This window comes from Microbacterium zouquanmingi, assembly GCF_052266675.1.
GTDB lineage: Bacteria > Actinomycetota > Actinomycetes > Actinomycetales > Microbacteriaceae > Microbacterium.
The window spans coordinates 1-26482 of record NZ_JBQPRA010000001.1 but is presented as its reverse complement, the minus strand read 5'-3'; the positions used below and the strand labels follow the sequence as shown (position 1 = coordinate 26482).

The 26482-nt window shown below is 66.6% G+C and carries 26 protein-coding genes and 1 pseudogene; 11 read left to right on the top strand and 16 right to left on the bottom strand.

Annotation, left to right across the window (positions count from 1 at the left end):
- Nucleotides 1-53 precede the first annotated feature (53 nt).
- Entirely contained in the window at nucleotides 54-641 is a 588-nt protein-coding gene (locus tag ACTU6V_RS00135; RefSeq protein ID WP_443474585.1) for a biotin transporter BioY, read from the bottom strand.
- A gap of 65 nt (nucleotides 642-706) precedes the next feature.
- Here ACTU6V_RS00135 and ACTU6V_RS00130 point away from each other — a divergent pair, with 65 nt between their 5' ends.
- The 4 genes from ACTU6V_RS00130 to ACTU6V_RS00115 all read left to right on the top strand — a co-directional run bounded on the left by ACTU6V_RS00130 (nucleotide 707) and on the right by ACTU6V_RS00115 (nucleotide 4096).
- Nucleotides 707-1279, top strand: coding sequence for a TetR family transcriptional regulator (locus ACTU6V_RS00130; RefSeq protein ID WP_443474584.1), 573 nt, complete (start codon nucleotides 707-709; stop codon nucleotides 1277-1279).
- Between the two features lie 8 nt (nucleotides 1280-1287).
- A complete protein-coding gene (locus ACTU6V_RS00125) occupies nucleotides 1288-2472 on the top strand; it encodes a sensor histidine kinase (protein ID WP_443474583.1) in 1185 nt (394 codons plus the stop codon).
- Nucleotides 2469-3137 carry a response regulator gene (locus tag ACTU6V_RS00120; RefSeq protein ID WP_443469545.1) on the top strand — a complete coding sequence of 223 codons (669 nt, stop codon included), beginning with the start codon at nucleotides 2469-2471 and terminating at the stop codon, nucleotides 3135-3137. The genes ACTU6V_RS00125 and ACTU6V_RS00120 overlap by 4 nt, the downstream gene beginning before the upstream one ends.
- A 92-nt stretch (nucleotides 3138-3229) precedes the next feature.
- A complete protein-coding gene (locus ACTU6V_RS00115) occupies nucleotides 3230-4096 on the top strand; it encodes a CPBP family intramembrane glutamic endopeptidase (protein WP_443469544.1) in 867 nt (288 codons plus the stop codon).
- Between the two features lie 14 nt (nucleotides 4097-4110).
- On the opposite strand, the gene ACTU6V_RS00110 is transcribed toward ACTU6V_RS00115, so the two are convergent.
- Nucleotides 4111-4644 carry a large exoprotein gene (locus tag ACTU6V_RS00110; RefSeq protein ID WP_443474582.1) on the bottom strand — a complete coding sequence of 178 codons (534 nt, stop codon included), beginning with the start codon at nucleotides 4642-4644 and terminating at the stop codon, nucleotides 4111-4113.
- 179 nt (nucleotides 4645-4823) lie between these two features.
- Between ACTU6V_RS00110 and ACTU6V_RS00105 the strand changes: the two genes are divergently transcribed.
- On the top strand, nucleotides 4824-5312 hold the full coding sequence (locus tag ACTU6V_RS00105; RefSeq protein ID WP_443474581.1) for a hypothetical protein: 489 nt from the start codon (nucleotides 4824-4826) through the stop codon (nucleotides 5310-5312).
- On the opposite strand, the gene ACTU6V_RS00100 is transcribed toward ACTU6V_RS00105, so the two are convergent.
- Nucleotides 5290-8439, bottom strand: coding sequence for an ATP-binding protein (locus ACTU6V_RS00100; protein WP_443474580.1), 3150 nt, complete (start codon nucleotides 8437-8439; stop codon nucleotides 5290-5292). The two genes, ACTU6V_RS00105 and ACTU6V_RS00100, sit on opposite strands and share 23 nt — an antisense overlap.
- Nucleotides 8440-8633: 194 nt before the next feature.
- Nucleotides 8634-9629 (bottom strand): SDR family NAD(P)-dependent oxidoreductase, encoded by a 996-nt coding sequence (locus ACTU6V_RS00095; RefSeq protein ID WP_443474579.1) that lies wholly within the window; start codon nucleotides 9627-9629, stop codon nucleotides 8634-8636.
- A 153-nt stretch (nucleotides 9630-9782) separates the two neighbouring features.
- On the opposite strand from ACTU6V_RS00095, the gene ACTU6V_RS00090 reads away from it, so the two are divergent.
- The 3 genes from ACTU6V_RS00090 to ACTU6V_RS00080 are packed head-to-tail and all read left to right on the top strand — an operon-like array spanning nucleotide 9783 to nucleotide 11470.
- Nucleotides 9783-10667, top strand: a complete 885-nt coding sequence (locus ACTU6V_RS00090; protein ID WP_443474578.1) for an SDR family NAD(P)-dependent oxidoreductase — start codon at nucleotides 9783-9785, stop codon at nucleotides 10665-10667.
- A 39-nt stretch (nucleotides 10668-10706) separates the two neighbouring features.
- Entirely contained in the window at nucleotides 10707-11273 is a 567-nt protein-coding gene (locus ACTU6V_RS00085) for a TetR/AcrR family transcriptional regulator (RefSeq protein ID WP_443474577.1), read from the top strand.
- Between the two features lie 20 nt (nucleotides 11274-11293).
- A complete protein-coding gene (locus ACTU6V_RS00080) occupies nucleotides 11294-11470 on the top strand; it encodes a hypothetical protein (RefSeq protein ID WP_443469537.1) in 177 nt (58 codons plus the stop codon).
- Here the strand turns inward: ACTU6V_RS00080 and ACTU6V_RS00075 are convergent.
- Nucleotides 11454-11837 (bottom strand): hypothetical protein, encoded by a 384-nt coding sequence (locus ACTU6V_RS00075; protein WP_443474576.1) that lies wholly within the window; start codon nucleotides 11835-11837, stop codon nucleotides 11454-11456. The genes ACTU6V_RS00080 and ACTU6V_RS00075 overlap by 17 nt on opposite strands.
- Before the next feature lie 111 nt (nucleotides 11838-11948).
- Between ACTU6V_RS00075 and ACTU6V_RS00070 the strand changes: the two are divergent.
- Together ACTU6V_RS00070 and ACTU6V_RS00065 are read left to right on the top strand one after the other, a co-directional pair.
- A pseudogene (locus ACTU6V_RS00070) lies at nucleotides 11949-12113 on the top strand (glycoside hydrolase family 38 C-terminal domain-containing protein); the annotation flags it as partial.
- Between the two features lie 53 nt (nucleotides 12114-12166).
- Nucleotides 12167-12556 carry a glycosyl hydrolase-related protein gene (locus ACTU6V_RS00065; protein ID WP_443474575.1) on the top strand — a complete coding sequence of 130 codons (390 nt, stop codon included), beginning with the start codon at nucleotides 12167-12169 and terminating at the stop codon, nucleotides 12554-12556.
- Nucleotides 12557-12606: 50 nt separating this feature from the next.
- Here ACTU6V_RS00065 and ACTU6V_RS00060 read toward each other — a convergent pair whose 3' ends face one another.
- From ACTU6V_RS00060 to ACTU6V_RS00010, 11 genes are all read right to left on the bottom strand, one after another.
- Nucleotides 12607-13338 (bottom strand): SGNH/GDSL hydrolase family protein, encoded by a 732-nt coding sequence (locus tag ACTU6V_RS00060; protein ID WP_443474574.1) that lies wholly within the window; start codon nucleotides 13336-13338, stop codon nucleotides 12607-12609.
- Nucleotides 13335-14489: a DUF5005 domain-containing protein gene (locus ACTU6V_RS00055; protein ID WP_443474573.1), complete on the bottom strand. Its 1155-nt coding sequence runs from the start codon at nucleotides 14487-14489 to the stop codon at nucleotides 13335-13337. The genes ACTU6V_RS00060 and ACTU6V_RS00055 overlap by 4 nt, the downstream gene beginning before the upstream one ends.
- A 130-nt stretch (nucleotides 14490-14619) precedes the next feature.
- Nucleotides 14620-16728 (bottom strand): glucosidase family protein, encoded by a 2109-nt coding sequence (locus tag ACTU6V_RS00050; protein WP_443474572.1) that lies wholly within the window; start codon nucleotides 16726-16728, stop codon nucleotides 14620-14622.
- A gap of 12 nt (nucleotides 16729-16740) precedes the next feature.
- Nucleotides 16741-17550 carry a carbohydrate ABC transporter permease gene (locus tag ACTU6V_RS00045; RefSeq protein ID WP_443474571.1) on the bottom strand — a complete coding sequence of 270 codons (810 nt, stop codon included), beginning with the start codon at nucleotides 17548-17550 and terminating at the stop codon, nucleotides 16741-16743.
- Between the two features lies 1 nt (nucleotide 17551).
- Nucleotides 17552-18427: a carbohydrate ABC transporter permease gene (locus ACTU6V_RS00040; protein ID WP_443474570.1), complete on the bottom strand. Its 876-nt coding sequence runs from the start codon at nucleotides 18425-18427 to the stop codon at nucleotides 17552-17554.
- A gap of 8 nt (nucleotides 18428-18435) precedes the next feature.
- Nucleotides 18436-19707, bottom strand: a complete 1272-nt coding sequence (locus ACTU6V_RS00035) for an ABC transporter substrate-binding protein (protein ID WP_443474569.1) — start codon at nucleotides 19705-19707, stop codon at nucleotides 18436-18438.
- 48 nt (nucleotides 19708-19755) lie between these two features.
- On the bottom strand, nucleotides 19756-21570 hold the full coding sequence (locus ACTU6V_RS00030; RefSeq protein WP_443474568.1) for a class I mannose-6-phosphate isomerase: 1815 nt from the start codon (nucleotides 21568-21570) through the stop codon (nucleotides 19756-19758).
- On the bottom strand, nucleotides 21567-22457 hold the full coding sequence (locus ACTU6V_RS00025; RefSeq protein ID WP_443474567.1) for an ROK family protein: 891 nt from the start codon (nucleotides 22455-22457) through the stop codon (nucleotides 21567-21569). The genes ACTU6V_RS00030 and ACTU6V_RS00025 overlap by 4 nt, the downstream gene beginning before the upstream one ends.
- Nucleotides 22458-22580: 123 nt before the next feature.
- A complete protein-coding gene (locus tag ACTU6V_RS00020) occupies nucleotides 22581-23609 on the bottom strand; it encodes a LacI family DNA-binding transcriptional regulator (protein WP_443474566.1) in 1029 nt (342 codons plus the stop codon).
- 279 nt (nucleotides 23610-23888) lie between these two features.
- A complete protein-coding gene (locus tag ACTU6V_RS00015; protein WP_443474565.1) occupies nucleotides 23889-24374 on the bottom strand; it encodes a pyridoxamine 5'-phosphate oxidase family protein in 486 nt (161 codons plus the stop codon).
- A gap of 134 nt (nucleotides 24375-24508) precedes the next feature.
- Nucleotides 24509-25237, bottom strand: coding sequence for a helix-turn-helix transcriptional regulator (locus ACTU6V_RS00010; protein WP_443474564.1), 729 nt, complete (start codon nucleotides 25235-25237; stop codon nucleotides 24509-24511).
- An 84-nt stretch (nucleotides 25238-25321) separates the two neighbouring features.
- On the opposite strand from ACTU6V_RS00010, the gene ACTU6V_RS00005 reads away from it, so the two are divergent.
- Nucleotides 25322-26203 carry an NAD(P)H-binding protein gene (locus ACTU6V_RS00005; RefSeq protein WP_443474563.1) on the top strand — a complete coding sequence of 294 codons (882 nt, stop codon included), beginning with the start codon at nucleotides 25322-25324 and terminating at the stop codon, nucleotides 26201-26203.
- The last annotated feature ends 279 nt before the right edge of the window (nucleotides 26204-26482 follow it).

The following is a 26482-nucleotide window of genomic DNA, read 5'->3' as shown; positions in this document are numbered from 1 at the left end:
GCGCCCCCTGCGCAAGCGCGCCGCCTCTGCCGCCGCGCGACCGCGCAGCGGCGTCAGCGGCGGGAGGGGTCAATAAGCCGCCACGCCAGCGGCAGCAACCCCGCCATCGCGGCGATCTTGATCGCGTCGCCGATCAGGAACGGAACGACTCCCAATCCGAGTGCGGTGGCCAGGTCGACGCCGAGGAATGCGGCCAGCCACGGCACGCCGAACGCGTAGATCGTCAGCGATCCGAGGCTCGCAAGGCCGAGCGTCGACCATACGTTCCGGTCGGAGCGATGGCGGGCGAGGGTGCCGACGACGAGGGCGGCAACGACGTATCCGACGATGTAGCCGAACGACGAGAACGCCCATCCCGCTGACCCGTTCGCGAACAGCGGCAGCCCGACCATGCCGAGGGCGAGATAGAGCCCCGCGCTGATTCCGCCGCGCAGCGGGCCCAGGCTCGCGCCGGTGAGCAGCACCGCGAAAGTCGCCAGCGACAGCGGCACAGGGGTGAACGGCAGGGGAATGGCGATGTAGCCGGCGACGGTGATGAACGCGGTGCCGATGAGCACCAGGGCGACATCGCGAACGCGCGCACCGGGCACGAGATCGGCGAGCACGGGGACGCGTGGGGCATGGGTCGCGGTTGCGGACATGGTTCCTCCTGAACGACGTTCACTAGAACAGTGTTCACCTGAACACCGTTCGGTAGAGTAGCACTATGAACGCACCCGCTCGCAACGACAAAGAAACAGTCGTCGCCGCGGCCATGCGCGTGCTGGCAGAGAATGGACTGCCCGGGCTCTCGATGCGGCGCATCGCCGACGAACTTGAGGTGCAGGTCAGTGCACTGTACTGGCACTTCCCCAACAAGCAGGCGCTGCTCGCCGCCGTGAGTGCGCAGATCGCGGGTGCGGTGTCAGCATCCGATCAATTGGATGCCATCGCCCGCGCACTGCGCGACCGCCTGCTCGACCACCGCGACGGTGCCGAGATCGTGTCGAGCTCGCTCGCACTCGGACTGCTCGACTTGCCCGCCCGCGCCGAACTGGTGGGCGCAGCGCGAGAGATCGGGCTGGATGCCGCGGCCGCCGAAGTCGCTGCCGACACCGTCGTGCACTACGTGATCGGGTACACGTTCCACGAGCAGCAACGTCTGCACGCGGCGATCGTGGGCGCAGCGGATGCCTCGGTCGACCTCGTTCCCTCGGGCGCACAGCAGGGCAGCGATGATTTCGCCGCCGGGCTCGCGATGGTCGTCGCCGGCGTGCACGCTTCGGCCCGCACCCGATGAGCGCGCGCGTGGCCGACCGGTCGGGTGCGCGCGACCGGCCGGGTGCACGCGGCGGGATGGGCGAGCGGTGGCGCTCCGCACGCCCGGTGGTGCGCGACGGGATCGGGGCAGTCGCGCTGATGCTGGTGTCGCTGCTGCCGCTCGGCATCGACGGCCTGCGTCTCGGCGAGATGCAGCGGGAGTACCCGCTGTGGGTTCCGGTCATGCTGGTGGTCGCGCAGACGCTTCCGCTCACTCTGCGGCGGGCTGTTCCCGCGCTGGCCCTGGCGCTGAGCGGCATCGCTTTCGCGGTGACGCAGGCGCTCGGCGCCAGTACCGGCCTTGCCGGGCTGGGACTGCTGATCGCGCTGTACTCGTGCGGGGTGCATCTTCGTCGCGGGCGGCTGGCAGTCGTGCTGGCGAGTGCCGCGGTGTACCTCACCCTGGTCGCGGTGCTCGTCGCTCAGCGATCGCCGGAAAAGCCCATCGACTGGATCACTTTCGCCGCCGTCCTCGCCGTGCCGTGGGTCACCGGAGAGCTCGTGCGTCGCTGGCGGGCTGAGCAGTCCGCACGGCTCGAGCGGGCTGCCGCAGACGCAGACCGTGCCGCACGATCCCTGCTCGCACGCGACCTGCACGACATCGTCACCCATCACGTGACGGCGATGGTCGTGCAGTCGGAGTCCGCCCGCTATCTCGCCGAGACGCCCGATGGCGCTGCGGAGCGCGACGCGATCTTCACGTCGGTGGCATCGACCGGGCGCCTCGCCCTCACCGAGCTGCGTTCGCTTCTGGGCACTCTCGATCCGGATGCCGCAGCGCACAGCCCTGCCGCGCTCGCCGAAGCAGGCGACATCTCGAACATGGTGCAGCGGCTGAAGGAGACGGGCTATCCGATCTCGCTCCGACTCACCGGCGCCGTCGACGAGCTCCCTCCCGAGGTCGTGGCCGTGATGCGCAGCGTCGCGCGGGAGGCGGTCACCAACGCGATGAAGCACGCCAGGGGAATGCCGGTGCAGCTGGTCATCGCGGCGACCGAGAACGAGATGGCGCTGACGATCATCAACGCACTCGCCGCAACCGCGAGCCCGGACGCAGTGGGATCAGGCCGCGGTACCTCAGGAATGGCGAACCGGGTGGCAGAGATCGGCGGCACCTTCACCAGCGAGGCCACCGGAAACCAGTACACGACGACCGCGAGGTGGACCAGGTGAGCGGGCAGACGGCTCAGCGGGTGATCATCGCGGATGACCAGGCGCTGGTCCGTGACGGATTCGCGCGGGTGATCGGTTCTCAACCCGACTTCGAGGTCGTCGGCACCGCCGAAGACGGCAGCGCAGCAGTCGAGCTCGCCGCACTCGTGCAGCCGGATCTGGTCGTCATGGACGTGCGGATGCCGCGGCTCGACGGCATCGCCGCGACGGCCGAGATCATCGCGGCGAGCGAGCGGCCACCGCGCGTGCTCGTGGTGACGACGTTCAATCTCGACTCCTACGTCTATGACGCGCTGCGGGCGGGCGCGAGCGGCTTCCTGCTCAAAGACACCAGGCCCGAAGCGCTCCTGCATGCGCTGCGCACGATCGCCCGCGGCGACGCGCTCATCGATCCCGCGGCAACTCGTGCGCTGATCGGGGCCTTCGGCGACCGCATCCGACCGGCATTCGCCGACGATGGTGCGCTCGAGACGCTCACCGGCCGCGAACTCGAGGCGCTCACTCTTCTCGCCGAGGGGATGTCGAATGCCGAGATCGCCGAGGCGATGACCGTGGGCGCCGAGACGGCGAAGACCTATGTGTCGCGGGTGCTTCTGAAGCTCGGTCTGCGTGATCGAGTGCAGGCCGTCGTGTTCGCGCACCGGGTGGGCATCGCCGGACACTGAGCGGGATTGTCCACCTTCGGGGGATTCGCGGCGTCAGTCGAATTTCTACTGTCGAAGTACGGCCGAGACGCGGCCTGAAGCGGAGACATGAGATGACCTCGTCCATCACCCCCACCCTCGACAAGCCCGGGATCGTCCGGCGCATATTCGCCTTTCCGCCGGTCTGGCTCGTGCTCGGCGCCGCCGCGATCGTGATCGTCTACGCGGTGCTCACCGGCGTCGCCTCCGAGATGAGCACTCCGTTCCAGATCGCTGCGGCGCTCATCGGCACGGCGGGTTCAATCGGTCTGTACCTGCTGACGATGCGCGTGCTCGCCCGCCGCCGCACTCCCGAGCTGAGATGGGCAGCCGGACGCGAGTTCCTGCTCGGCGGTGCGGTCGGAGCGTTCTTCATCATCGCCTCGGTGATGATCGTCGCCGCCCTCGGCGGCTACACCGTGCAGTGGCATCCGGTGGATGTCTTCACCACCGTCATGCTCGCGGTCGCAGTGAATCTCGGCGCCGCCGTCATCGAGGAGTTGGTGTTCCGCGGTCTCGCGCTGCAGGTGTTCGAGAAGTACGTCGGCCCGTGGGTGGCGATCGCGGTCACCGCTCTGCTGTTCGGCGGCGCGCACATGCTGAACCCCGGGGCGTCGCTGTGGAGCGGCTTCGCGATCACGGTCGAAGCGGGCGTGCTGATCGGTGCCGCCTTCGTGTGGCGCCGCAACCTGTGGTTCGCGATCGGACTGCACTTCGTGTGGAACACCGTCCAGAGCCTGTTCGGCATTCCGGTATCCGGACACCGCAACCCTGGCTTGTTCGAGACCACGGTGCACGGCGACGACTGGCTCACGGGTGGCGGCTTCGGTGTCGAAGCATCCGTCGTCTCTGTCGGCCTGAGCCTCGTGCTCTCGACGCTGATGATCGTCGCGGCTCGCCGCCGCATCCGCGCCGAAGGCCCCATCGCCCTCGCGGGCTGAGCAGGACAGCGGCGTCAGGCGTCGGCTCCGGCCGGCGTGCCGGGGAGTGCCGGGCCCGTCGTGGTCTGTACAGGCACGCCCTCCCACACGGTGCGGTCGGCGAGGAATCCATTGCCGGCCCACTGTGCGGGTGCGACGGCGGTGTTCCACTGGTCCTTGTTGAAGGCCACGATGCCGAGCCACAGCACGGGGATCAGCCAGAAGGCGACGAAGCCGGTCTCCTTGCCGAGCTTCATGCCGATTCGATACGCCGCCACGCCGCCGCCGAGGAAGAGTGCGAGAGAAAAGATGAACCCGATGCCGATCCAACTGAGCAGCACAGCGCCGCCGACGCAGTAGAGAACCAGCCACGGGCTCAGGTCGCCCAGTTTGAAGAACGCCATGAAGTTGTAGACGGGCACCCACGCCCGCCAGGTGCCGTGCACGCCGGCCTTCGCGAAGACCTTCGACATGAAGAACGCCGTGAGCACGTAGGCGAGCACAGCGAAGATGACCATGCCGACCATGGCAGCCATGTAGGCAGCGAGCAGTCCTGAGTAAGCGTCCATCTGTTCCCCCTTGAATCGGTGTATCAGCGTGCGCCATGCAACCAGGGTCGGCTCACAGACCGCTCACGCGGCCCGACCGGCGCGGGGCCGTAACGCGGGTGCGGGCGCGTGTGAGCGCTCTGTGAGTGCGGTCTGCTGAACTGCGCTACGAGGGAATCATAGAGAGCAGGGGGACAACCATGAGGCGCAGATCTGCACGGATCACCGGTGGTGCGCTGGCCGTGGTCATCGCGGCGATGCTGACCGGATGCTTCGCGAATCCGCTCGATGCGTTCGTCGAACAGGTGACCGAGGACAACGCGAAGGACACCGCGGAAAGCATCATCGAAGGGGTGGGCGGTGGCGAGGTCGATGTCAGCTTCGGCGAGCTGCCGGCGAACTTCCCCCCGGACGTGAAGCTGGTCAGCCAGAACATCGTTCAGAGCATGGCCGTTACGGAGGGGATGCTGGTCATCGTGACCGACCCGCGCAGCAAGGAAGAGCTCGTGGAACAGGTCACGGCAGATTTCGCGGGCTGGGAAGAGACCGCAGTGAACGACTTCGGGGTGATGTACACGGTCATGTATAAGAAGGGCGACGCGTTGACCGTGTCTGCCGCAATCTTGGCGGGTGATGAAGAAGAGGACAGTCGGGTGAACTACACCGTCATCGTTGGCGCCCAGGAGTAGGCGGTTCTGGCGCCCAGAGCGCCATGCCGCCGGTGGAATCGGCTCTGTGGGGACGGCCGAGAATCCGGCGCGTGTCGGCGGCGGACGCCGCCATTCCGAGGGTGTCTGCTTCGCGCGCGAGCGCGTCGAGGGTGATCCGGTCTGCGGATGCCGTGGCTATCGCGTGCCGCGTGGCGAAACCGAGAAGGCCGCCGCCGCCGATCGCATGGGCTTCATTCAGTAGTGCGATCGCTTCGGCGAGCAGGTCGGCGTGTTCGGTGCGCGCAGCACCGACTGCGCGCACCGCGCAGTGCGCCAGCAGCCCGGCGAAGTAGGTGTGCTGTGCGAGCAGGATTCGGCGGGCGGCATCCAAGAGCAGTCGGGCGGCCTCGCCGCCGCATCCGGCCGCGCGCGCATGCCAGGCCTGAGTCCAGGCGCGCAGCATGACCACTTTCGGGTCGGTATCGGCTGAGGCGGGGATGGCGGCGAACCGAGCATCCGATTCTTCCGCACGTCCGGTGGCGAGGGCGGCGGCTCCGGCGAGAGCGGTCGCGGCCGGCAGCAGTCCTGAAGAGTCGCGCCATTGCAGATGGCGGGTGGCGGATTCGGCGCCCTCATGGGCGCGGCGCACGTCGTCGCAAAGCAGGTCGATGAGCGCGAGTCCGTACTCCCAGCTGCCGAGGGACTCCGAAGAACCGGTCTCGGTGCGGGTGATGGCACGGTTGAATCGTCGACGACTGGCGGTGAGGTCGCCGGTGTTCGAAAGCGCCACGATGGCGATGAGCTCGATGAGTTCGGCCCCGCCGGGAACCTGCGCGATGAGCTCTTCGGGAGTGAGGTTCAGTCGCTGCAGAGTGAGGGTGGCGTCTTGGAGCGGGCCGGTGACGGCTGCGGAGTTGGCCGCGGTGATGAGCCCGCGCACCGCTATCGCGTCGGTGGTGGTTCCTGGAGCGTCGGCGATCTCGCTCGTCTGCCCGGCGATCGCGGCCCAGCGCGTCGCGTCGCGCTGCAGATGCTGCACTTCGACAGGGTCATCGACGGTGCCGACGGCATTATTGATGAGGTTCAGCGCGGCGCAGGCGTCGTGGTTGCGCAGTCCCTCATGCTGCGCGTGGGCGAGCGCTGCGGCTGTGCGCTCCGCGTCTGTCACGGCGGTGCGGGCGGCGGTCGCGAAGTACGTGGTCGCCGATTCGGTATCGCCGAGGGTGGATGCCGCGGTGCCGGCGATCCGGTGGGCATCGGTGCTGTCGGGATCGAGGTCGATCACGGCGCGCGCGGCGCGCAGCGCGAGGCGCTCATCGAAGGCGCCGAGCGCGTACTGGGCGAGTTCGAGCGTGGGGATGATGTCGACAGGCTCGCTGAGCTCGAGGCGGAGGATGTGCACGTGGCGACGCACGGCGGGGAACGCCTGGGCCTCGTCGCTGCTGAGCGCGCTGAGCACTTCGAGCGAGAGCTCGCGCCAGAGGGCATCGCTGAACTGGCCGCGCAGGAAGTCGCCGTCCAGAGGGTGCGAGAGGCGCAGCCACCCTGGGGCTGAGTAGACGACGACGTCGGCGCGCGCCAGCATCCGTCTTTCGACATCGCCGAGGGCTGCGATCGGAAGCTCTCCCGCGATTGCGATCTTCGAGGCCGCCTCGATGGCGGCCTCGTTGAGGCCGCTGAAGCGCTCGCCGACCAGGCGGGTGAGGCGCCTGGACGAGACCGGGTCGTCGTGCAGGTCCCAGCCATGTTCGGTGCGTACGAGGCGCTCTTCGCGCACCGAGGCGGTGAGGATCTCACGCAGGTGCAGCGGGTTGCCCTGCGCCATGGCGAAGATTCGGGCAGCGGATGCCGGGGTGAGGCTGCCGCCGATCGTGTGCAGCACGAGCTCGCGGGCGTCATCGGCGGTGAGCGGTTCGACGGTGATCTCGGCGAGCTCGCCGCTGTCGTAGAGAGCGTGGATCTCGCCCGGGGTGCTTTCGAGGTCGGTGGCGGTGAGGATCGTCGGCATGCGTGAGTTGCGGATGAGCTGACTGACGACGAAGAGGGATGCGTCGTCGAGCTGCTCGACATTGTCGACGAGCAGTACCGTGTTCGAGCGGTTTCGGGTGAAATGGTCGACGAGCAGCGCGGGGGTCAGCCACTTCTCGGGCACGATACCGGCGAAGATGCCGAGCGGCACGGCATGGCTGAGCGGAGTCGCGGTCAGCAGCGATACGGTGCAGCGGTGCGCTTCGAATCGCGCGCGGATCGCACGCAGCAGGTGCGTCTTGCCGATGCCGGCAGGGCCGGTCAGCAGGGTCGTTTGTCCCTCGCGCAGCAGGGCTGCGAGCAGATCGGGTCGGTGCGAGGTGATGCTGTGCACTGCGGCATCCGGAGTCGGGAGATCTGATTCGGACTCGGCGACCGTCGCGCTCGAGAGTCGGAGGAGCGATTCTGCGGGCTGCTCCTGAAGGATGCCGAGGTGCAGTCGGCTGAGCTCGTTGCTGGGTTCGACACCGAGGTGTTCGGCGAAGGTCGCGCGTGCGCGGGCGAAGGCGTCGAGAGCTTCTTGTGTGCGTCCGTCGCAGTAGAGAGCGGCAATCAGCTGGCCCCAGTGGCGTTCGGTGAGGGGGTTCTCTTCGACGAGGGCGTGGAGTTCGGAGAGCACCGCGGCGCTTTGTCCGAGTGCGAGATCGAGGTCGATGCGGTCTGCGAGCGCGCTCGAGCGCAGAGTACCGAGCCGTGCGGATTCTGCTCGCAGCACGGTGTGATCGTGGAGTCCTGTGTAGGCCGTCCCCTGCCAGAGGTCGAGGCCGTCGCTGAGCAGCGCGGTTGCGCGGGAGAAGTCGCCGTCGGACAGCGAGACGCCGCCCTGCTGGACGAGGAGCTCGAAGTGGGCGGCATCCGTGTGCACATGTGCCGGGTCGATCCGGTATCCGCCGTCGGCGAGGGTGATCTCTACCGGGATCGCCGCGCGCAAGCGCGAAATGTGCGCCTGCAGGGCGTGGCCGGGATTTCGGGGCGCAGACTGATCCCACAGCTCGTCGATCAGGTACTGCGGTGACAGCGTCCGCCCGCGTGAGACGACGAGGTGAGCGAGGAGTCCGCGCTGCTTGGCGCTGCCGAGAGGGTGTTCGCGGCCACCAGTGCTGGCCTTGACCGCGCCCAGTACTGAGACGTCGAGCACACCCTCACGTCCTTTCCCACCCCATCAGGCGTCACCATATCAGTGGGGTGGGTCGGGCGTCGGGGCGCTCATGCTTCCTTGCGCCGGCACCGCGCTCATGCGGGATGACTTTGGTCTGTTATGCGCACTCATAACCGACCAAAAGTATCCCGCATGAGCGCGGCAGCCCGCCGGGCGGGGCGGGGCGCCGCGGGTTACTGCACCGACCACCCGCCGTCGCTCGCGACGATCGCGCCGTTGATGTTCACTGCGTCATCACTGAGGAGGAAGGTGATGGACGCAGCGAGCTCTTCGGCGGTCGCCAGTGCGGGGATCGCGCGCTGGAACGGGGACAGGCGTGCCGACCCCGCGGAAGACATGTTCGGAGGCATCGGGATGCCGGTGGCCACGCCGCCGGGTGCGACGGAGTTCACGCGGATGCCCTTCGGTCCGTACATGAAGGCGGCGGACTTCGTGACGCCGATGATGCCGTGCTTGCTTGCGGTGTAGGCGTTGCCCGACGCGTTGCCGCGCAGGCCCGCTTCGCTGGCGACGTTGAGGATCGCGCCGCGGCCGGCCTTCTCCATGACGGGCAGAACCGCGCGCATGAGCTTGAACGGGGCGGTGAGGTTGATGGCGATGACGCGGTCCCACACGGCATCCGTCGTCTCGCCGGCGGGCGAGAAATCGTCGTTGATGCCGGCGACGTTGGCGAGGGCATCGATGCGGTCGCCGGCGGAGGCGAGCACGGCGTCGATCGCGTCTTGCTGGGTGAGGTCGCCTGCGACGGTGACGATGCCCGGAAGTTCTTCGGCGAGTGCGGCGAGCTTCTCGGCGGAGATGTCGGCGGCGATCACGCGCCCGCCTTCACGGGCGATGCGGGAGGCGGTGGCCTTGCCGATTCCGGATGCCGCACCTGTGACGATCACGGTCTTTCCTGCGAAGCGGCCAGGGGTGATCTTCTCGACCCAGCCCGCGGGGCCGGTGTCTTCGGGGATCTCGCCGCCGTTGGCCGCGCGGACGAGGTCGTCGACGACCGACTGCGGCATCTGACCCTGGCTGAGAACAACGAGCTGCTGCAGGGGCAGACCGAGCACGGGGGCGAGGGAATCGGGGTTGGCACCGGACTGCGCGAGCATGCCGCGCACCAGCTCACCGCCGACCTCGTCGTTCAGCCATTCGCCGATGGTGGAGTGTGCGGTCAGTGCCATGATTTCTCCCTTTCGTCCGCCGTCTGCATGTTTCGCAACGGTACGTCTCGTTATTAGGAGTCTACGCCGAAGAGGAACGGAAGTCGCTGGGGGCTTGCCGCTTCGTGGGCAGTCGGACACTGTGGGAGCACCAGTCGACGAAGCGAGGAAGCGATGGCCGGAAGGTGGAGGGGGCGGCGCGCGCTCGTGACCGGGGCGAGCAACGGCGTCGGCCGGGAGATCGCGCGGGCACTCGCTGCGGATGGTGCGCATGTGCTTCTTCCGGTGCGTGATCGTGGGCGAGGGGAGTCTGCGGTCCGCAGCATCCGAGAGACGATGCCGGATGCGTCGCTTGAGCTCTGCGATCTCGACCTGGCAGACTTCGCGACGGTGACGTCGCTCGGCGAGAACCTGTGCGCCGCGGGCGAGCCGATCGAGCTGTATGTGATTAATGCGGGGATCATTCTGCTCGGGGATCGGGAGCGGCATGTTTCTGCCGACGGGCACGAGCTGCATCTGCAGACGAACTTCCTCGGTCATGCTGCGCTGACACGTGAGCTGATGCCTGCGCTCCGTGAGGGGAGTGCGCGCATCGCGGTGGAGCTGAGTGTGGCGGCGGCTCGCGGCAGGCTCGACGATCTCGAGGGCGAACGACGGTACAGCGCGTGGCGTGCGTATGCCGGGTCGAAGCGCGCGCTCGGGCTGTGGGGCGTCGAGCTGGCGCGGCAGAATGCACTGGAAAACTGGGGCCTGGGCGTGAATCTGTGTCATCCGGGCGTTGCGCCCGACACTGGCATCGCTGCCGAGTTGCGTCGCAGGGTGCCCGGAGGAGAACTCGGCATGATGGCGCGGCTGGCGCGGTATCTGGGTAACCCTCCTGCCCGCGCGGCGGAGCCCGCGTTGATGGCACTGGAGAGGGATGCTGCGCCGGGCAGCTTCTTCGCGCCCGGTGGACCTTTCGGGCTGTCGGGCGCTCCGCGCGAACGGCGGTTGTTCCGGTCGTTGCGGAATGACCGGGAGGCGCGGCTGATGTGGGATCTCACTGAGGCGGCATGCTGAGCCGCTTCGTCCGAACCAGGTGCCCGATACGCTCGATGAATGCCTCGTCCTCGCAGTGAGAAAGCCCGCCAGTCCATACTGGCGACGATGCGTGCTGCGGTGACGTCGGATGGATACGAGTCGGTGACGATTGAAGGCCTCGCGGCCGAGGCAGGCGTCTCGAAGCAGACGATCTACCGCTGGTGGTCGTCGAAGGCCGCGATCCTCGGTGAGGCGCTGCTGGAGGGTTCGCTGCCTACGCCTGCGCTTCCCGTGTCGGAGGATCTGGCAGAGGATCTGCGGGCCTGGTTCTCGGCGATGTCTTCGGATGCTTCGCACGGCGCGAGCGTCGAGGTCGCGCGGGCGCTGATCGCGGTGACCGCGACGGATGCTGTGCTCGGCTTGCGGTTGAACGAGCGCCTGGCCGGTCCGATCGTCGAGCAGGTTATCTCGCGTGTTCGGGTGGCGCAGGACGCGGGGGATGTGAGAAGCGACGTCGACGTCGCGGTCGTCGCGGATCAGTTCATCGCGATGTCTTCGTACGCGGCGCTGCTGGGCAGACCGCTCGATGAGCCGCGGGTGGATGCTGTGGTAGACGTGCTGATGCGGGGGATCTCTGCGCGCTGACTCGCCGTACCCTGGAACACATGAACAAGAGCACCCTGTGGACCATCGTCGGCGTCGTTCTCGCCGTGATCATCGCGTGGACCCTGGTGAGCGTGCTGTTCAGCGTGCTGTGGTTCGTCGTGAAGCTGCTGCTTGTCGCCGTGGTCGCGCTCGTGGTGTTTCTGGTGCTTCGGGGGATGTTCAGCCGGTCGGAGTGAGGTCTCGGCGGTGTGCACAGGAGTCGTTCTTCGCGAACTCGGGGCCGGTGACGATTGACGGGGTGCCGCCGTTCGCGATCGGAACCAGAGACGTCCCAGGAGACGTCCGCGTCTCGGAGGCCGAGGGGAGTACCACCTTGTCCAACGGACTGGTCAGCGTGGTGGTGGATGCCGACGGACTTCTCGTCTCGCTCGTGGACGCGGCGGATTGCTGCAGGTGTTCCGTGATACCCCACGCAAGTTCGATGCATGGGACGTCGACATCGAGTGCAGGCGGTCGGTCGTCGATCTCGTCACAGCCGAAAGTATCGAGATCGAACACGGCGACGAATCCGCGACCGTCCGGGTGACGCGCTGGTTCGCGCATCGACCGTGGAGCACTGCATCACCGTTACAGCGGGCATCGCCGCCGTCGATCTCGAGACGAACGTCGACTGGCACGAGCAGCAGAAGACGCTGAAGCTCGGCGTCCCGGTCGATGTTGCATACGACGACTGCGTGCTCCGAGATTCGGTTCGGGCACATCGAGCGCCCGATCCACACGAACACCAGCCGGGAAGCCGCGGGATTCGAGACGGCTGCGCGGCGGTGGGTTCATGTGGGTGATGCCGAGTTCGGTTTCGGCGTCGCGAACGCCGCGATCTATGGCACGACGGGACTTGCCACGAGCGGACCGGCGGCGGCACCTTCGCCCTGGTGCGGCAGACTCTCGTGCGCGCACCGCTGTTCCCGGACCCGGAGGCTGATCAGAGGCGCTACTCGTTCAAGACGTCGTTCGTGCGCGGCGGTGTTTCCGTCGCGATCGAGGCAGGTTACCGACTGAATCTGCCGCTGCGCGAGGCTGCTACCGCGGTCGCCCCGCTTGTCGTCGCTGGTGACGGCGCGCTGATCGAGACGGTCACGTCCGCAGGGGACGGCTCAGGAGATGTCATCATCCGTCTCTACGAACCGCTGTGCGTGCGCGCGCGTGTCGACCTCACCGTCGGCTTCGCGGTGCGGGCCATCGAGCAGACAGACCTCATCGAGCGCCCGGCGGACGGTCACGCGATCGTACGGACGGAGGAGGAAGGGTCGAGCTGCAGTTGAGCCCGTTCGAGATAGTGACGCTGCGTTTCGCTACTGCGTGATCATCTTCGTCAGTCGACAGTTCCCCAGTGCGGATGCCGCGCCACGGCGACCCGCGAGGTGAGGTCGGTCAGCACACGCGTCTCACCCGTCGAGCCGAGTCCGAGCACCCGCGCGAGTTCGAGCGCGATCGCCGCATGACCTGCGGCGTTCGGGTGGAACGCGTCGTCGAGCAGACCCCAGGGCATCCCCTCGTTGCCCGGACCTGTGCCGGTCGAGAACCCCGCGAACAGCGCATCCTGGTCGACGAGGATCGCCTCCTCGCGTGCGGCGACCTCGCGGATCTCAGCGGCGAACTCACCGATCCGCGACCGATCGGGCGCACGCAACTGGTCGATGAAGGGCGGCGTCTGCAGCACCGGGAACGCACCCAGTGCGCGAACGCGAGTCACGAACGTCGCGATGTCGTCGCCGAATGCCGAAGGCGAGACGACCGGCTCGACCCACACAGTCGAGCAGTCGTTCGTGCCGATCATGAGGGTGACGACGTCGGGCTGCCACGTCGCCACCCTCCTCTCGAAGTCGTCGAGGATCAGCGGGATGCGCCACCCGCTGATCGCGGTGTTGATCACGGCATCCTGCACGCGACCGAGGTCGCCCCGGATCAGCTCGTGCAGATGGTCGACGTAGTTGCGTGCGCCGCGGGTGTGGGTGAGGCCGTGAGTGATCGAGTCGCCCGTCATCACCCACGTCAGCGGTGCATCCGAAGCCAGCAGAGCCTCGAGGCGTGCAGCATCCGTCATCGCACCTCCAGCTCGACATCGACGAAGCGCGGCCGGTAGATCGACGCGTCGTCGTAGACGTCACCGACGTTGTCGAACGTGTTGACGTTGTAGGTGACGAGCAGCTTGTTGCCCTGTCGCAGTTGCGGGTGCTCGTGCGCGTTGTACGTGAACACATCGGCGTCGCCATAGCTTCCGGCCAGCCCCGTCTCGGGCGTGCGGTACAACTCGACCGGCTCAGAGAACGGACCCGTCGGCGAGCACGACGTGCGCGCGACGATGCGGGTGCTGAACAGCTCAGAGGTGTCCTGCGTGATCAGCAGGTACCCGTCGCGGAACTTCGCGACGCTGAACTCGTTCGCCACGTAGGGCACGACCGGCACGGCGGCCGCCTCGTCGGCGACCCAGTCCGTGCCGTTCCAGAACGTCCAGTCACCGGCCAGTGCGTCCTTGCCCTGCGTGCGCGCGACGTAAGACGAGCGCACGCCCTCGGGGTCGGCGATGCCGTAGATGTAGGTGGTCTGCCCCTCCTGCAGCGTCCACGATCCCCAGTTGATGCCTGTCTCAGACGGGAGATCGACGATCGACTGCAGCTGCAGCGTTTCGTCGTCGAGCGTGGCCAGTCGGTTCGCGGTCCAGCGGAAGTCGAAGGGGTTGGGGCCGGTCTTCTCGAACTGCAGCAGCGGCACCTGCACCGTGTGCTTCTCGCCCGGTGTGGGGTTGCCGATCCAGTACCACTTTCCGTCTGGTTCGGGCGGGATGATCCCGGCCGGAGCATCCGGCGTGCCACCCGTGATGGTCGAGAGGCCCTTGCTCGTCTGCACGACGACGGAGTTGTTGACGAACGGCGAGTCGGTCGGGCGAGACCCGTCGGGATTCACCGTGCCGAGGAACGAGTCGGAGAAGAACCAGCCGGTCTTCCCTCCGCGCAGCGGCAGAGAGTATGTGCTGTCGCCGCCGGTCCACTCGCCGCCGGTGTCGGCGTAGGTGGTGAACTGGTCGGTGAGCGATTCATTGATGGATGCTGTCGCCGTGAGCGTCTTGTCGGTCAGGGAGCACTGACCGCTGGCGGTTCCGGTTCCCACCGTCGCGCTCGCCGGTGCGGCCAGCAGTGCGCCGGCGAGGACGGATGCCGTGGCAAGTCCTGCGGCGAGGATTCTTCTGTTCTTCATGACCACTCCTTTGTGTTCTTTCGGTTGTTGTCGTGCCTGGTGTTCCTACGCTCATCTCCGGGTGGAAGAAGAGTTTCCGGGCTTCAGGTCGGCTTGAACCCTGGAAACTCTTCTTTCAATGGGGTGCGGGTTAGGTGGATGCCGCGACCACGCGCCCGTCCGCATGAACGTCGTACGACTCCCCGCCGACTCGCAGCCCGCGCAGCGTCGCCGACGGATCGATCCCCGCGACGCACCCGGCCGCAGTGACCGTGCCGTCCGTGGCCACCGAGACCCCGAACAGTGCTTCGATCACGAGCTCGATCCATGCGCCGGACGATGAGCACGCCCAGTCGATGATGTACGGCAGTTGCGGCGGGGCCTTGCGTGCGCCGCCGTTGATGCCCGGCACCGCTTCCTCCACGAAATGCGCCTGCCCCATCGGCCCCTGGTTGGCAGTCCGCGCGAGCCCGGGAAGCCAGTCCAGCAGCACGGACGGTGCTCCGAGGGTGGCGAGTGCGCGCCCCGCATCCGCCGGCCATGCCGGATACGCACCGTTCCACTGATGGTCGGGGCGCGGGCTGTAGCTCGCATCCGGATCCCAGGGCGAGAGCGCCCGCATCCAGTTGTCGGTCTGCAGTTCGCGCTGGAAGAACTCCACCATCTCGGCGCGAACCTCGGGCGCGAGGTCGTCGGCGATCGTGGTGCCGACGACGCTGAAGTCGTAGCAGTGCCGCACCGCGAGCTGGGTGCCGTCTGGTTGGCCTGCCGAGAAGATCCCCTCGCCGGGCAGGTAACGCGCGACGACCGACGGCAGCAACTCCGAAGCCGAATCGCGCAGTTCAGCAGCCGCCGAGTCGTCGCCCTGCAGCTCGGCGAGGTCGGCAGCCGTCCGCATACTCCACACGTTCGCCGCGTTCAGGCTCGCGACCTCGTGCGTGTACGAGCTGACGCACTCCAGCAGATTGTCGATCTCTCCGTAGTCGGCGAGGTCGGTGCCGCGGCGCAGTGCCTTCCAAGCGGTCGCCCACTCCTGAACGGAATCGGCCACGGTCGTGTCTCCCACCCGCTCCGACAGGAACCCGACGTCGCCGGTGATGCGCACGTAGTCGTGCACGAGCCGGATCATCGAGTAGTCGTTGACCGAGTACCACCGCCCGACTGGCGTGCCGGTGAGAGAGGACGTGCCGAAGTGCGAGTGGATGTCGAGCGAGATCCAATGCCGCAGCTGATTGCGCATCTCGGCGGGGTCGAGCAGTGCGTGACTGACCGAGCTGAGGCTGTAGTCCCAGATGAAGGTCGTCGTGCCCCAGTAGTTCGGCATCAGGGTGTCGTATGAGCGGCCGAGAACATTGCCCTCGTAGTCGCGACGGAACCAGATCACGCCGAGCGCCGCCCACCAGTAGATGCGACGAAGCGGCTCGGATGCGGTCTCCAGCACCGGCAGCGAACCCGAGAACTCACCGCTGCCAGGAGTGAACGCGGCGGAGAGCTGCCGGTTCCAGAACTCTTCGGCCGAAGCGACGGACCCTGGCACGTCGGCCACGATCGACGCGTATGTCTCCCGGGCAGCGGATGCCGTGGTGCCGACGGCCTGGACATAAGAGGTGCGGACGGTACCGCCCGCCGGCACGTCGAGCGTCACGGTCAGATCGCCCCCGCGTCCGTTGCCGCCGATGCCCAGGTCGAACCTTTCCGGCTCTGAGACTCCGCTCAACGCCGCAGACCCGCCGAGCAGCCCTTGCACGCTCCATGCCCCGGCACCCGACGAAGCGAACTCGATCGTGCCGTCGACGACGGTTGCGGCATCCGGCTCAGAAGGCGACTCCGCATCCAACCACGCGTCATCCGACCGCGTCACGCGGGCCGCCGCCGACATCCCAATCGCCACAGAACGCGCGACAGAAGACGACACCGCGATGTCGATCGCCACCGCCATCGACCCCGGCACGCACACCGTCGTCGTCTCGATGGTCAGTTCGCCGATGACCGCACGCCGCACGACTCGATCCGGTCGCCATTCGTGCGTGGCCAGCACGCCGTACGACGCGAACAGGCGCCCGTCGACGAACAGCACAGCGGTCTGCGTGAGCCCTTGCGAGATAGGAGGAAACTGCACTGCGGACACCGCGGTGAGGTCGTGGTCGACGCGCACGGTGCCGAGCATGTTCGTGAGCCCCGAGGGCGCGATCATGTCGTCGTAGTGGTGCGTGACCGGGTCGGCCGCGAGATCGTCGACGGTCGGGATGAGAGGAAACAAGATGGATGCCTTTCAGTACTGGCCGAGGGCCAGGCCCTTGCTGAAGAACTTCTGCGTGCAGAGGAAGAGCACGACGGTGGGAAGCGACACGATCACGGCCGCTGCGAGCACGGTCGACATCTGCGCGCCGCCGTAGGTGCTCTGCATTCCGGAGAGAGTCGTGATGATCGGACGGATGTCGTCGGACTGGCTCAGGGTCAGACCGAGCAGCAGGTCGTTCCAGACGAACGTCGCCTGCAGGATGAAGATTGCCACCAGTGCGCTGGATGCCATCGGCAGGTACATGCGGGTGAAGATCTTCCAGGTCGTGGCGCCGTCGAGCACCGCGGCCTCGAACGTGGAGTGCGCGACGCCGGTGAAGAAGTTGCGCATCACGAACGCCGAGAACGGGATCGAGATGACCGTGTAGATGATGATCATGCCGACGCGGGTGTCGAACATGCCCGTGCGGGAGTAGGCATCGAACAACGGCAGCAGGATCATCTGCAACGGGAACACAGAGCCGCCGAAGATCACGACGAACCACGTGAAGCCGTGCTTCAGGCGTAGGGCGACGATCGCGAATCCGGCCGCGGCGCCGACGAGCACCGCGATGGTGGGCGAGATGATCGCGTACAGCAGCGTGCTGACGATACTGTCCCCCAGACCCGACAGCTCGAAGGCCGCGGCGATGTTCTCGAACAGGTGGAAGTCGGTGGGGATCCACGATGTCTTCGAGGTGAAGGTCATCGGATCCTTCATCGCGTTGACGACGAGCAGGTACGCGGGCAGCAGCCACACGATTCCGAGCACGATGAGGATGCCGTAACGGAGGGCTTTCATGTCACATCTCCTTCTTCGGCGAGAGCTGCTGACGCAGGTACGTCACGGAGGCGATCAGGGTGATGACCGTGAGGAACACGGCGATCGCAGAACCGAGGCCGTAGTCGCTGTTGACGAAGGTTTCTTTGTACATCGTCAGCGCGAGGGTCTCCGAGACGGTGCCCGGCCCGCCCTTGGTCATACCCCAGACGATGTCGAAGGTCTTCAGGCTGGCGACGATGGAGAGCCCGACCACGACTGCGGTGAGCGGGCGCAGCATCGGCCACAGCATGCTGGTGAACAGGCGGATGCCGTTGGCTCCGTCGATGCGCGCGGCTTCGAGAGGCTCTTTGGGGATGGCCTGCAGGCCGACCGTGAACAGCAGGGCGTTCACGCCCACTCCCTGCCAGGAGGCGGCGATGATCATGACGATCGTATTGAGCGGAGCATCCAGAAGCCAGCGCGGGGGATCCATGATCCCGAACATCGCGAGGGCCTGATCCAGGGCACCGCCGGAGGAGAGGATGAACGACCAGACCACACCGACGCCGATGCCCGAGAGGGCATAGGGGATGAGGAAGGGCAGGCGCAGCCAGAGTCCGCCGCCGAGGTTCCAGGTGAGCAGAGCGACCGCGAGACCGATGCCGACCGGGATGATGAGCGTTCCGACCACCCACAGCAGCGTGTTCAGCACCGAGGTGACGAAGTCGCCGTCAGTGAACATCTCGACGTAGTTGTCGAAGCCGATCCAGTCGGGACTGCCGAGTCCGTTGTAGTCGGTGAAGCTGAGGAACACGGTCCACAGCAGCGGCAGGTAGAGCAGTACGGCGATGAGCAGCACGCCCGGGGCGATGAAGCCCCGGGCGGACCACTGGTAACGCGTCTTCTGTTGCGCCATGCGGGGCGTTACTCCTGCTCTGCCCAGTACTTGTCAGCCGTGGCCTGGATCTTCTCCAGGAACGGCATAGGGTCGCCGGGGTTGGCGTTGAACGCACCGAACTGCTCGATCGCGGTGGTCACGATCTCGGTCGGCATCGCCTCGAAGAAGCGGTCGTACAACTGGTAGTCGTCACCGGCGATGGCGGTTCCGATCTCGGCGAGGGCGGGGTCTGAGACCTCGGCCTTCGGGTTGAAGGCCACGTCACCGTGGGCGGCGTTCCATGCGGTCTGCGCGCCGTCCGACATCCACCACTCGGAGTAGGCGAGACCGAGATCCTTCTGCGACGAGCTCTCGGCGACGCAGATCGGTCCGGACTCGACGGCCACAGGAGTCTTCTCGAGGTCGGCGTTGACCGCGGGGATCGCGAACATGCCGTAGTCGTCGGCGCTCATGCCGGCACCGTCGAGGTTGCCGGCGTAGAAGGTACCGAAGTTGATCATCGCGAAATCGCCCTGCTTGAGCGCGACGGCGGGATCGGTCGTGCTGCCGGCGTCGCTGAACCAGCCGTTCTCGTGCTCCTCGAGCCAGATGTTCATGACGTCGACGATCTCGGGGTCGGTGTACTTCACCTCGCCCGTGGTCAGGCCCTCGTAGAGCTCGGGGTCGGTCGAGGCGACGAGGTGCTGGAACCATTGGAAAGTGAACAGCGTGCTGGTCTGGTAGTACGGCGTGACGCCGGCGGCCTTGAGGGTCTCGGCGGCGGTGTTGAGCTCGTCCCAGGTGGTGGGAACCTCGACGCCGTTGTCGGCGAAGGCGGCCTTGTTGTAGAACATGATCCAGTAGGCGATGTTCATCGGAACGCAGTACTGCTTGTCGTCGAACGTGTAGCTCTCGGCGAGGTCTTCGCTCACCCAGCCTTCGTCGATCGCCTTCTTCCAGATGTCGGTGGTCTCAGCGATCAGGCCCTCGTCGACGAGCTCTTTCAACGACTGGCCGGTGTGCCAGGTGAACAGGCCCGGTGACTTGTTGGTGCGGAACGACTGCTTGATGAACGCGTCGTACTGATTGGCGTCCGAGTAGCCGGTCGTCTTCAGGGTGATGTCGACGTCGGCGCCGCTCGTCTCGTTGAGTGATTCGAAGTCGGGCTTCCACGCGGCCTTGTCGGTGTAGAAGTTGAGCGTGCCGGTGGTCTCGCCGTCACCGCCTCCGCCGCCGGAACCGCCGGAGCAGCCTGCGAGGGCCACTCCGGCCAAGACCACGCCGGTGATGGCGATGGCGATCTTGCGTCGCGAAATCATGGGAACTCCCTTGTTCTTGGTGATGCTTCTGTGGGTCGTGCTGTGTGTTCAGTTGTCGCTCATGCGTGATCCACGCACGTAGGCCTTCAACGTGGCGAACCGGGTGCTCTGCGAACGCTCGGTCCGTTCGATGCGGTAGCGGCCGACGGATGCCGGGATGATGAACGTCTCGGCGTAGTGGACGACGAACGGCTCGAACGATCCGGTCGGGCTGACGACCCGCGCTTCATCGCCCTCGACGAGGTTGATGACGTTGACGGTGCCCTCGGTGTCGTGGTCAGCGCCCTGGGTGAACCAGTGGCGTCGGGTCTCGATGAACTCGAGCTCGTGCAGGCCGGTGCGCTCTTCGGTCACGTCGCCCTCGGTGTGCAGGGTCTCGACCTGATCGATGAGGTTCTCGTTGACCCATTCGGTGTCACGATCCCACTGGATGTTCTTCACGCCGTGGTCGAGGTGCACCGGGCGCGGGATGCCGTCGAGCCCGACCCGGTCCCAGTCCCACAGCTTGAAGGTGAAGGTCGACGGGGTTGCCGAGATCTCGAGCACCATCGAGTTGGCGCCCGAGCAGTGGATCGTGCCGGCCGGGATCGCGAAGTGATCGTGCTTTCGGGCGGGGAAGGAGTTGATGTACGTCTCGGCGGGGAAGGGCGCACCGCCGTCTTGAGCAGCGTGGAGGTCATCGACCATCTGCTGCTGGTCGATGCCGGTCTTGGTGCCGAGGTAGACCACGGCGTCGTCGTCGGCGTCGAGCAGGTAGTAGCTCTCGTCCTGCGTGTAGGCCATTCCGAAGGTGTTGCGGATGTAGTCCTGCAGCGGATGCACCTGCAGGCTGAGGTTGCCGCCGCCCATGGTGTCGAGGAAGTCGAAGCGGATCGGGAAGTCTGCCCCGAAGCGCGAGTAGTTCTTCGCGCCGAGCAGTTCGACCGGCTGGGCGAAGACGAGGTCGATCGACGGGATCTCGATGACGCCGCCGTCGCCCTCGAGCAGCAGCGAGTTCTCCTCGGGTACGCAGTCGAAGCACCAGGCGTAGTTGTCCTTGGCCGGGTCGAGCCCGATGACCTTCTTCATCCACTGGCCACCCCACACTCCGGGGTCGAAGAACGGCACGACGCGGAAGGGGCGGGCCGCCGCATCCCGCAGTGACTGGCGGAAGGCGTTGCCGGTGATCATCCCGGCATCCGGAGAATCGGGGTGCGGCTCGGCCGGAGCGATCGCGTTGCCGTCGACGACGAAGTCGACGGTGTCGAAGAGGGTGCGCTTGTGGCGGTCGGCCGTGCGCCATTCGACGTAGAAGCCGCGCTTGTACTTGCGGAGGCTGTCTTCGTCCGCGTTATTCGCACGCCAGTTGGTGGCGCCGGCGCGCTGGCGCAGTTGGATCTCCCAGCGGGCCATGTCGACGATGATCGTGGTGGCGCTCTCGAGCCGCTCGGCCAGCAGACCGGCACCCCAGCCGACGACGACGGTTCGCTCGGCGATGGCCGAGGCCAACTCATCGAGCCCCGCCGCGTCGTAGAAGTCGCTGAGCGCGAAGTGGCTCATGACGCCGAGGACGCGGTCGTCGGTGAGGTTCGGGGCGATCAGCTGCTCGACGTCGGCGACGGGGAGCGCGGCGTCTTCGACATCGACGATGTTCCAGTCGGGGAGCGCCTCGCGGATCTGCGTCTTGAGGGCGGGGACGTCGACGCCCGGATAGGTGTCGGCCAGGATCGCTCCTCCCCGGGACGTCGCAGTCTCGGCGGCAGCCAGCCAGCCGGCGGATCCGCGAAGGATCGTCTCGCCCTTGGGTAGAGCCACGGTGGGCTGGGTGTCGTAACGGCCGCGTTCTGTGTGGCCCTGGTGCATGTCGCTGATCGGCGTGCTCACTTGGTCTCCTGGTCTTTCTCGGTACGTGGATGCGTCTGGCGGGCGAGCGTGCTCAGCCCGCGGGCGACGGAGTATTCGGGTTCCGGCGGCACGATGAACCGCGGCGGTGTCATGGAAGGCCACAGGTGCCCGCGCACGTACGCCTCGACAGGCGCGCTGACGGCGGCCCCGGCGCGCAGGATGCCGCCGGAGAGGATGACGACGCTCGGGTCGTACATGTGGATCAGGGTGACGACACCCGCACCCCAGACGTGCAGGAAGCTGTCGCGGACTTCGGCGTTGTCGTCGCTCTCGAAGAGCGCCTTGACGCTGAGCCCGTCGCTCCGCTCGCGCAACGCCCACGCACTGGCCAGTACCTCAGCGCATCCGACATTGCCGCACGGGCAGGTCGGCCCGTTGATGTCGACGGTGGCGTGACCACCGAGAATCCCAGCGTGCCCGGTGACTCCGCGCAGCGGAACTCCATCGATCATCGAGGCAGTCCCGATCCCGGTTCCGAGCGTCACGAGCACTGCATCGCGCTCGCCGCTGGCTGATCCCGTAGACGTCTCACCGATGAGCGCCGCGCGTGCGTCGTTCTCGATGACAGCAGGCAGGCCGAGTTCGCTCTTTGCCCAGGAGTGGAGGTCGAAGTCGCGTAGGAAGTCGTACTTGTCGTTGGCGTGCAGCATGCGCCCGGATGCTGGTGACACGACGCCCGGAACGGCGATGCCGACCGCGGTCGGGGCGGTCCGGGTCTGCGCGATCAGTGCACGGGATGCCGTGGCCGCCGCCTCGAGGTCGGTCGCGTTGCCGCGGACGGGAATGCTGTCGGCGCCGAGAATGCGTCCGTCGTCGATGACGGCGAGCTTGATCTCGGTGCCACCGAAGTCAATGCACAGCTCCATCAGGCCTCCTCGTCCGTCGATTGATTGGTAACGTTACCAACCTGCGGCAAAGGTGTCAACCACTTTTCCAACGCCGTCACTCAACGCGGTCGCTGAGTCAGTCGAAGCGTCGGATTGCTTCCGTCAGTGCACGTGCATCCGCAACGACACCGGCAGCTCGACTTCCCGCACCGCAGCAGCCTCGCCGCCGCCGTCCAGCCGGTCCAATAGCATCCGCGCCGCTGTCCGACCCAGCTCGCGCGGGTCGTGATCGATGACGCTGATTGGCACCGGCGACAGCTCGGCCAGTTCGAAGTCGTCGAAGCTCATGAGTTCAGGAAACTCGTCGGCCGTCTTGAGCCCAGCGTGCAGTTGCTGGCTGATCGCCTTGACGGCGCCGATCGCGTTGCGGTTGTTGGCGCAGAAGATCGCGGTGGGCGGGTTCTTCATGCCGAGCAGTGCGCGGGTGGCATCGCGGGCTTGGTCGACCGTTTGTTGCCCGGCCGCGATGAGTGTCGGTTCGATCGTGATGCCGCGTTCCTCGAGGGCCCGGACGAAGCCTGCGTGCCGGCGCTCTCCGGTGAAGATCGAGAGCGTGTTGCCGAGGTATCCGATGCGGGTGTGGCCGGCGTCGATGAGTGCGATGGCTCCGCGATAGGCGCCGTCGTCGTCAGCGAGCACGACGCTGTCCGCATCGAGTCCGTCGACCCGGCGCGAGGCGAGCACGACGGGTACGCCCTGGCTCTGCGAGTGGGTGAGATGCAGCGCGGTGGAACTCGCGGGCACAACGATGAGGCCGTCGACGCGTCGTCCGAGGAAGTCGCCGACGAGCTCCGCTTCGCGGGTGGGATCCTCCGATGTGTTGCCGAGCAGGATGCGCCGACCGGTGAGCGCGGCCTCCTCTTCGACGCCGAGGGCGAAGGTGCTGTAATACGGGTTGGCGATGTTCGTTATGGCGACGCCGATGAGCCCGCTGCTCTGGCCAGGACGGATGCTGCGCGCGTTCTCGTTGCGGTGATAGCCGAGCTCGGCGACGGCATCCATCACTCGCTGCTGCACGTCGGGCTTGACGTTGACACCGCCGGAAAGCGTGCGTGAGACCGTCATCGGGCTCACACCCGCGCGCTGCGCGACCTCTTTGACGGTCGGACGGTGCGGCTTGTCAGCCATCATGTTGCCCTTCGACGCGCGCTCACTTATGGAGCATGAGGAGCGCTACGAGGGAACGTTACCAGTCGGAGTACGCAGCTCTCGCAAGATCCGGTTCGGTGTGCTGCGGCGCAGGCTCACTCCGGATGCTGGGCGTGATTCTCGACGTCGGGTTCTGCCCGGAGCAGGTCAGCGACCTCTTCCTCCGGGCAGGGGATGTGATCCCGGTGTGGCTGGTCGTCGTGGGAAGTCACGGTGGCTCCTTCGTTGTGTGGCAGCCTGCGGTCGTCGCGCCCGTCAGGGTCAGAGATCCACTTTGCCGCTTTCGCCGCCGTCGTAGCGCTCCCCGGTGATCTTCGACTTCACAAAGCTGAACACTGTGGCGATCTTTCCGCCCGGGGTATCCCAGTACTCGGCCGAGTCCGCGCTGAACTTGAGCACGCCGACGGCGGGGTCGTCCGGACCATCGGGGAACCAGGCCTCGACCACAGGGTTCCACAGCTCGTCGATCTTCTCGCGGTCCTCGACGAGGCGTGCCGTGCCCGACAGCGAGACCCAGGCGTCATTCGAACTGAGCGAGACGTTGGCGTGCGAGTCGGCGGCGAGATCTCTGATCGGCGACGAGTTCTTCGAGACGAGGAACCACAGGTCGCCGTCGAACTCCGCCTCCTGCACCGTGAGCGGGTGCGCGACGAGGGTGCCGTCGGCGTGGGCCGTGACGAACATCGCGAGTCGGAACTTCTTGACGAGTTCTGCGACCTTCGCGCGGTCGTCCGTGGAGTCAGTCATGTGGTTCACCTTTCTCTTCCGTTCCATCTGTCGCAATCAACGATGCGCTCTCCGTGCATTCGTGGGAACGGGGTTGAAAGCGGCGTGCATCCGAGATAAAGGCGAGGTGATTTCGGAGCCTTGCCACGGGGCGTTCAGCGACTAGCGGCTCCTTCGGGTGCTGAGCCCACCCGGCCGAAGTCGCTCGCCAACCAGCTCTCGATCGACGCGAACGGGAGCTCCCGGGGCGAGTGCGCGCCCGGAAGGATGCTGGTCGACTGCATCCGATCCAGTCGGAACAGGCGCCAATCGCCTCGGTCGATGTCGAACCCGACGACGTACCACTGCCGGTTCCGGAGGAAGTGGCGGTGCGGCTCGACCACGCGCGCGGACTGCCGCTCGGACTGATCGGTGTAATCGAAGCCGACGCGTGCGCCCTGGGCGACCGCATCCGACAGGATGCCGACGAGCGCCCAGTCCACGGGTGCGGGCGCCTCGTGCAGGATCTGGGTCGAGATCGCAGTGGCGGCCGCGCGTCGGCGCAGGGCGGGAGGCAGCGTCTGCTCGAGCTTCGAGCGGGCGAGAGACGCCGTCGGGTCATCGGGGGCCCAGGTCTCGAGCACGAGCAGACTCGTGATGATCGTGGCGACCTCATCAGCGCTGAGGAGCAGTGGCGGGATCTTCGTCCCTGGGCGCAGTTGATATCCGGCACCTGGACCCGGTCGGGACTGCACGTCGTACCCGAGCTCGCGCAGTCGTTGGGTGTCTCGCCGTAAGGTCCGCTGGCTCACTTCCAGTCGCTCAGCGAGCGCAGCAACGCTCCAATCGCCGCCTGCCTGGAGCAGCGACAGCAGATGCAGGGTGCGATTCGATGGCGAGTCCACGATTCCATGATCACCGAAGATGCGGTCAATAACAGGCCGCATCTGGTTCTATCGTGGCCGGTCACACAGAGGAAAGGACTCGTCATGCGAATCGCTGTCACCACACCCAACGGCAATGTCGGACGCCACCTCACACGGATGCTGGTGCGCGCAGGCATCCGCCCGCTGCTGCTCACTCGGCACCCAGAGCAGATCTCCCCGGAGCTGATCCCCTACGTCGACGTGGCGCGCGCGGACTCGCAGAATGTCGATGAGGTCGTGGACGCGACTCGCGGCGTGAACGCCATCTACTGGGTCGATCCGTCTGTCATTTCGGAGGATCCGCTCGCGGACTACGCCCGCGCCACGGAGGCTCTCGTGCGTGCGGTCGCCGAGAACGGTATCGGTCGCGTCGTGTTCCAGAGCAGCATCGGCGCCGAGAAGCGCCACGGTGCCGGTGAGATCGACGGACTCGCGGCGACCGAAGTCGCACTGGACGGACTCGACACCGACGTCACCCATCTGCGGTGCGGCTACTTCTTCACGAACCTGCTGCTCGACGTCAAGTCGCTGAAGTCAGGCAGGCTGCAGACGGTGCTGCCGATCGACGCCCCGATGGCCTGGGTGGCGCCCCGCGACATCGCTGAAGTGGCGGCGCTGATGCTGCTCAATCGTGAATGGACGGGACATCGCGTGCAGGCTCTGCACGGACCAGAAGACCTGAGCTGGTCGCAGGTCGCCGGGATCCTGACGCAAGAGCTCGGGCAAGATGTGATCGTCGAACGGATCGCGGATGAGGAGATGCTGCGGCAGTACGTCGACGCAGGCATGCCGGCGGCAATGACGGATGCCTTGCTGGGGATGTCGACCGGGCTGCGCGATGACTTCACGCCTGAGCAGGAGCGGTCGGTGGTGACGACCACTCCGACGACGTTGCGGGCGTGGGTGCGGGACGAGTTCGCGACTCACAAAGCGGTGAGCCAGTGAGAGCTTTCTACACCGCCGCGCCACCGCGGCGGTGAGTGCGGCTGTCTTGGCAACTGAGAGTCTCGGGCGGAACGATTCACTGACGCTCCCCGACTTAGCTGAGCTGGTCGTGCCCAAGTCATCGGAGCTTCGACGTTTCGGGACAAGCCGGGACACCGTTTCCCAGTTCTCAGCCACCGTGATGGCCCGGGACGTACTCAGTCGAATCCCATGCGCGGCCGGTTCTCGCCTGGGACTGCTGTCGGTTTAGTTGACTCGTCTTGTTTGGGGTTTTCAGGC

Bases quoted from the DNA above. Each gene is read 5' to 3' on its own strand.
- ACTU6V_RS00135 (WP_443474585.1), bottom strand. From the start codon at position 641: ATGTCCGCAACCGCGACCCATGCCCCACGCGTCCCCGTGCTCGCCGAT.
- ACTU6V_RS00130 (WP_443474584.1), top strand. From the start codon at position 707: ATGAACGCACCCGCTCGCAACGACAAAGAAACAGTCGTCGCCGCGGCC.
- ACTU6V_RS00115 (WP_443469544.1), top strand. From the start codon at position 3,230: ATGACCTCGTCCATCACCCCCACCCTCGACAAGCCCGGGATCGTCCGG.
- ACTU6V_RS00110 (WP_443474582.1), bottom strand. From the start codon at position 4,644: ATGGACGCTTACTCAGGACTGCTCGCTGCCTACATGGCTGCCATGGTC.
- ACTU6V_RS00105 (WP_443474581.1), top strand. From the start codon at position 4,824: ATGAGGCGCAGATCTGCACGGATCACCGGTGGTGCGCTGGCCGTGGTC.
- ACTU6V_RS00095 (WP_443474579.1), bottom strand. From the start codon at position 9,629: ATGGCACTGACCGCACACTCCACCATCGGCGAATGGCTGAACGACGAG.
- ACTU6V_RS00090 (WP_443474578.1), top strand. From the start codon at position 9,783: ATGGCCGGAAGGTGGAGGGGGCGGCGCGCGCTCGTGACCGGGGCGAGC.
- ACTU6V_RS00085 (WP_443474577.1), top strand. From the start codon at position 10,707: ATGCCTCGTCCTCGCAGTGAGAAAGCCCGCCAGTCCATACTGGCGACG.
- ACTU6V_RS00080 (WP_443469537.1), top strand. From the start codon at position 11,294: ATGAACAAGAGCACCCTGTGGACCATCGTCGGCGTCGTTCTCGCCGTG.
- ACTU6V_RS00075 (WP_443474576.1), bottom strand. From the start codon at position 11,837: ATGCGCGAACCAGCGCGTCACCCGGACGGTCGCGGATTCGTCGCCGTG.
- ACTU6V_RS00060 (WP_443474574.1), bottom strand. From the start codon at position 13,338: ATGACGGATGCTGCACGCCTCGAGGCTCTGCTGGCTTCGGATGCACCG.
- ACTU6V_RS00055 (WP_443474573.1), bottom strand. From the start codon at position 14,489: ATGAAGAACAGAAGAATCCTCGCCGCAGGACTTGCCACGGCATCCGTC.
- ACTU6V_RS00045 (WP_443474571.1), bottom strand. From the start codon at position 17,550: ATGAAAGCCCTCCGTTACGGCATCCTCATCGTGCTCGGAATCGTGTGG.
- ACTU6V_RS00040 (WP_443474570.1), bottom strand. From the start codon at position 18,427: ATGGCGCAACAGAAGACGCGTTACCAGTGGTCCGCCCGGGGCTTCATC.
- ACTU6V_RS00035 (WP_443474569.1), bottom strand. From the start codon at position 19,707: ATGATTTCGCGACGCAAGATCGCCATCGCCATCACCGGCGTGGTCTTG.
- ACTU6V_RS00025 (WP_443474567.1), bottom strand. From the start codon at position 22,457: ATGGAGCTGTGCATTGACTTCGGTGGCACCGAGATCAAGCTCGCCGTC.
- ACTU6V_RS00020 (WP_443474566.1), bottom strand. From the start codon at position 23,609: ATGATGGCTGACAAGCCGCACCGTCCGACCGTCAAAGAGGTCGCGCAG.
- ACTU6V_RS00015 (WP_443474565.1), bottom strand. From the start codon at position 24,374: ATGACTGACTCCACGGACGACCGCGCGAAGGTCGCAGAACTCGTCAAG.
- ACTU6V_RS00005 (WP_443474563.1), top strand. From the start codon at position 25,322: ATGCGAATCGCTGTCACCACACCCAACGGCAATGTCGGACGCCACCTC.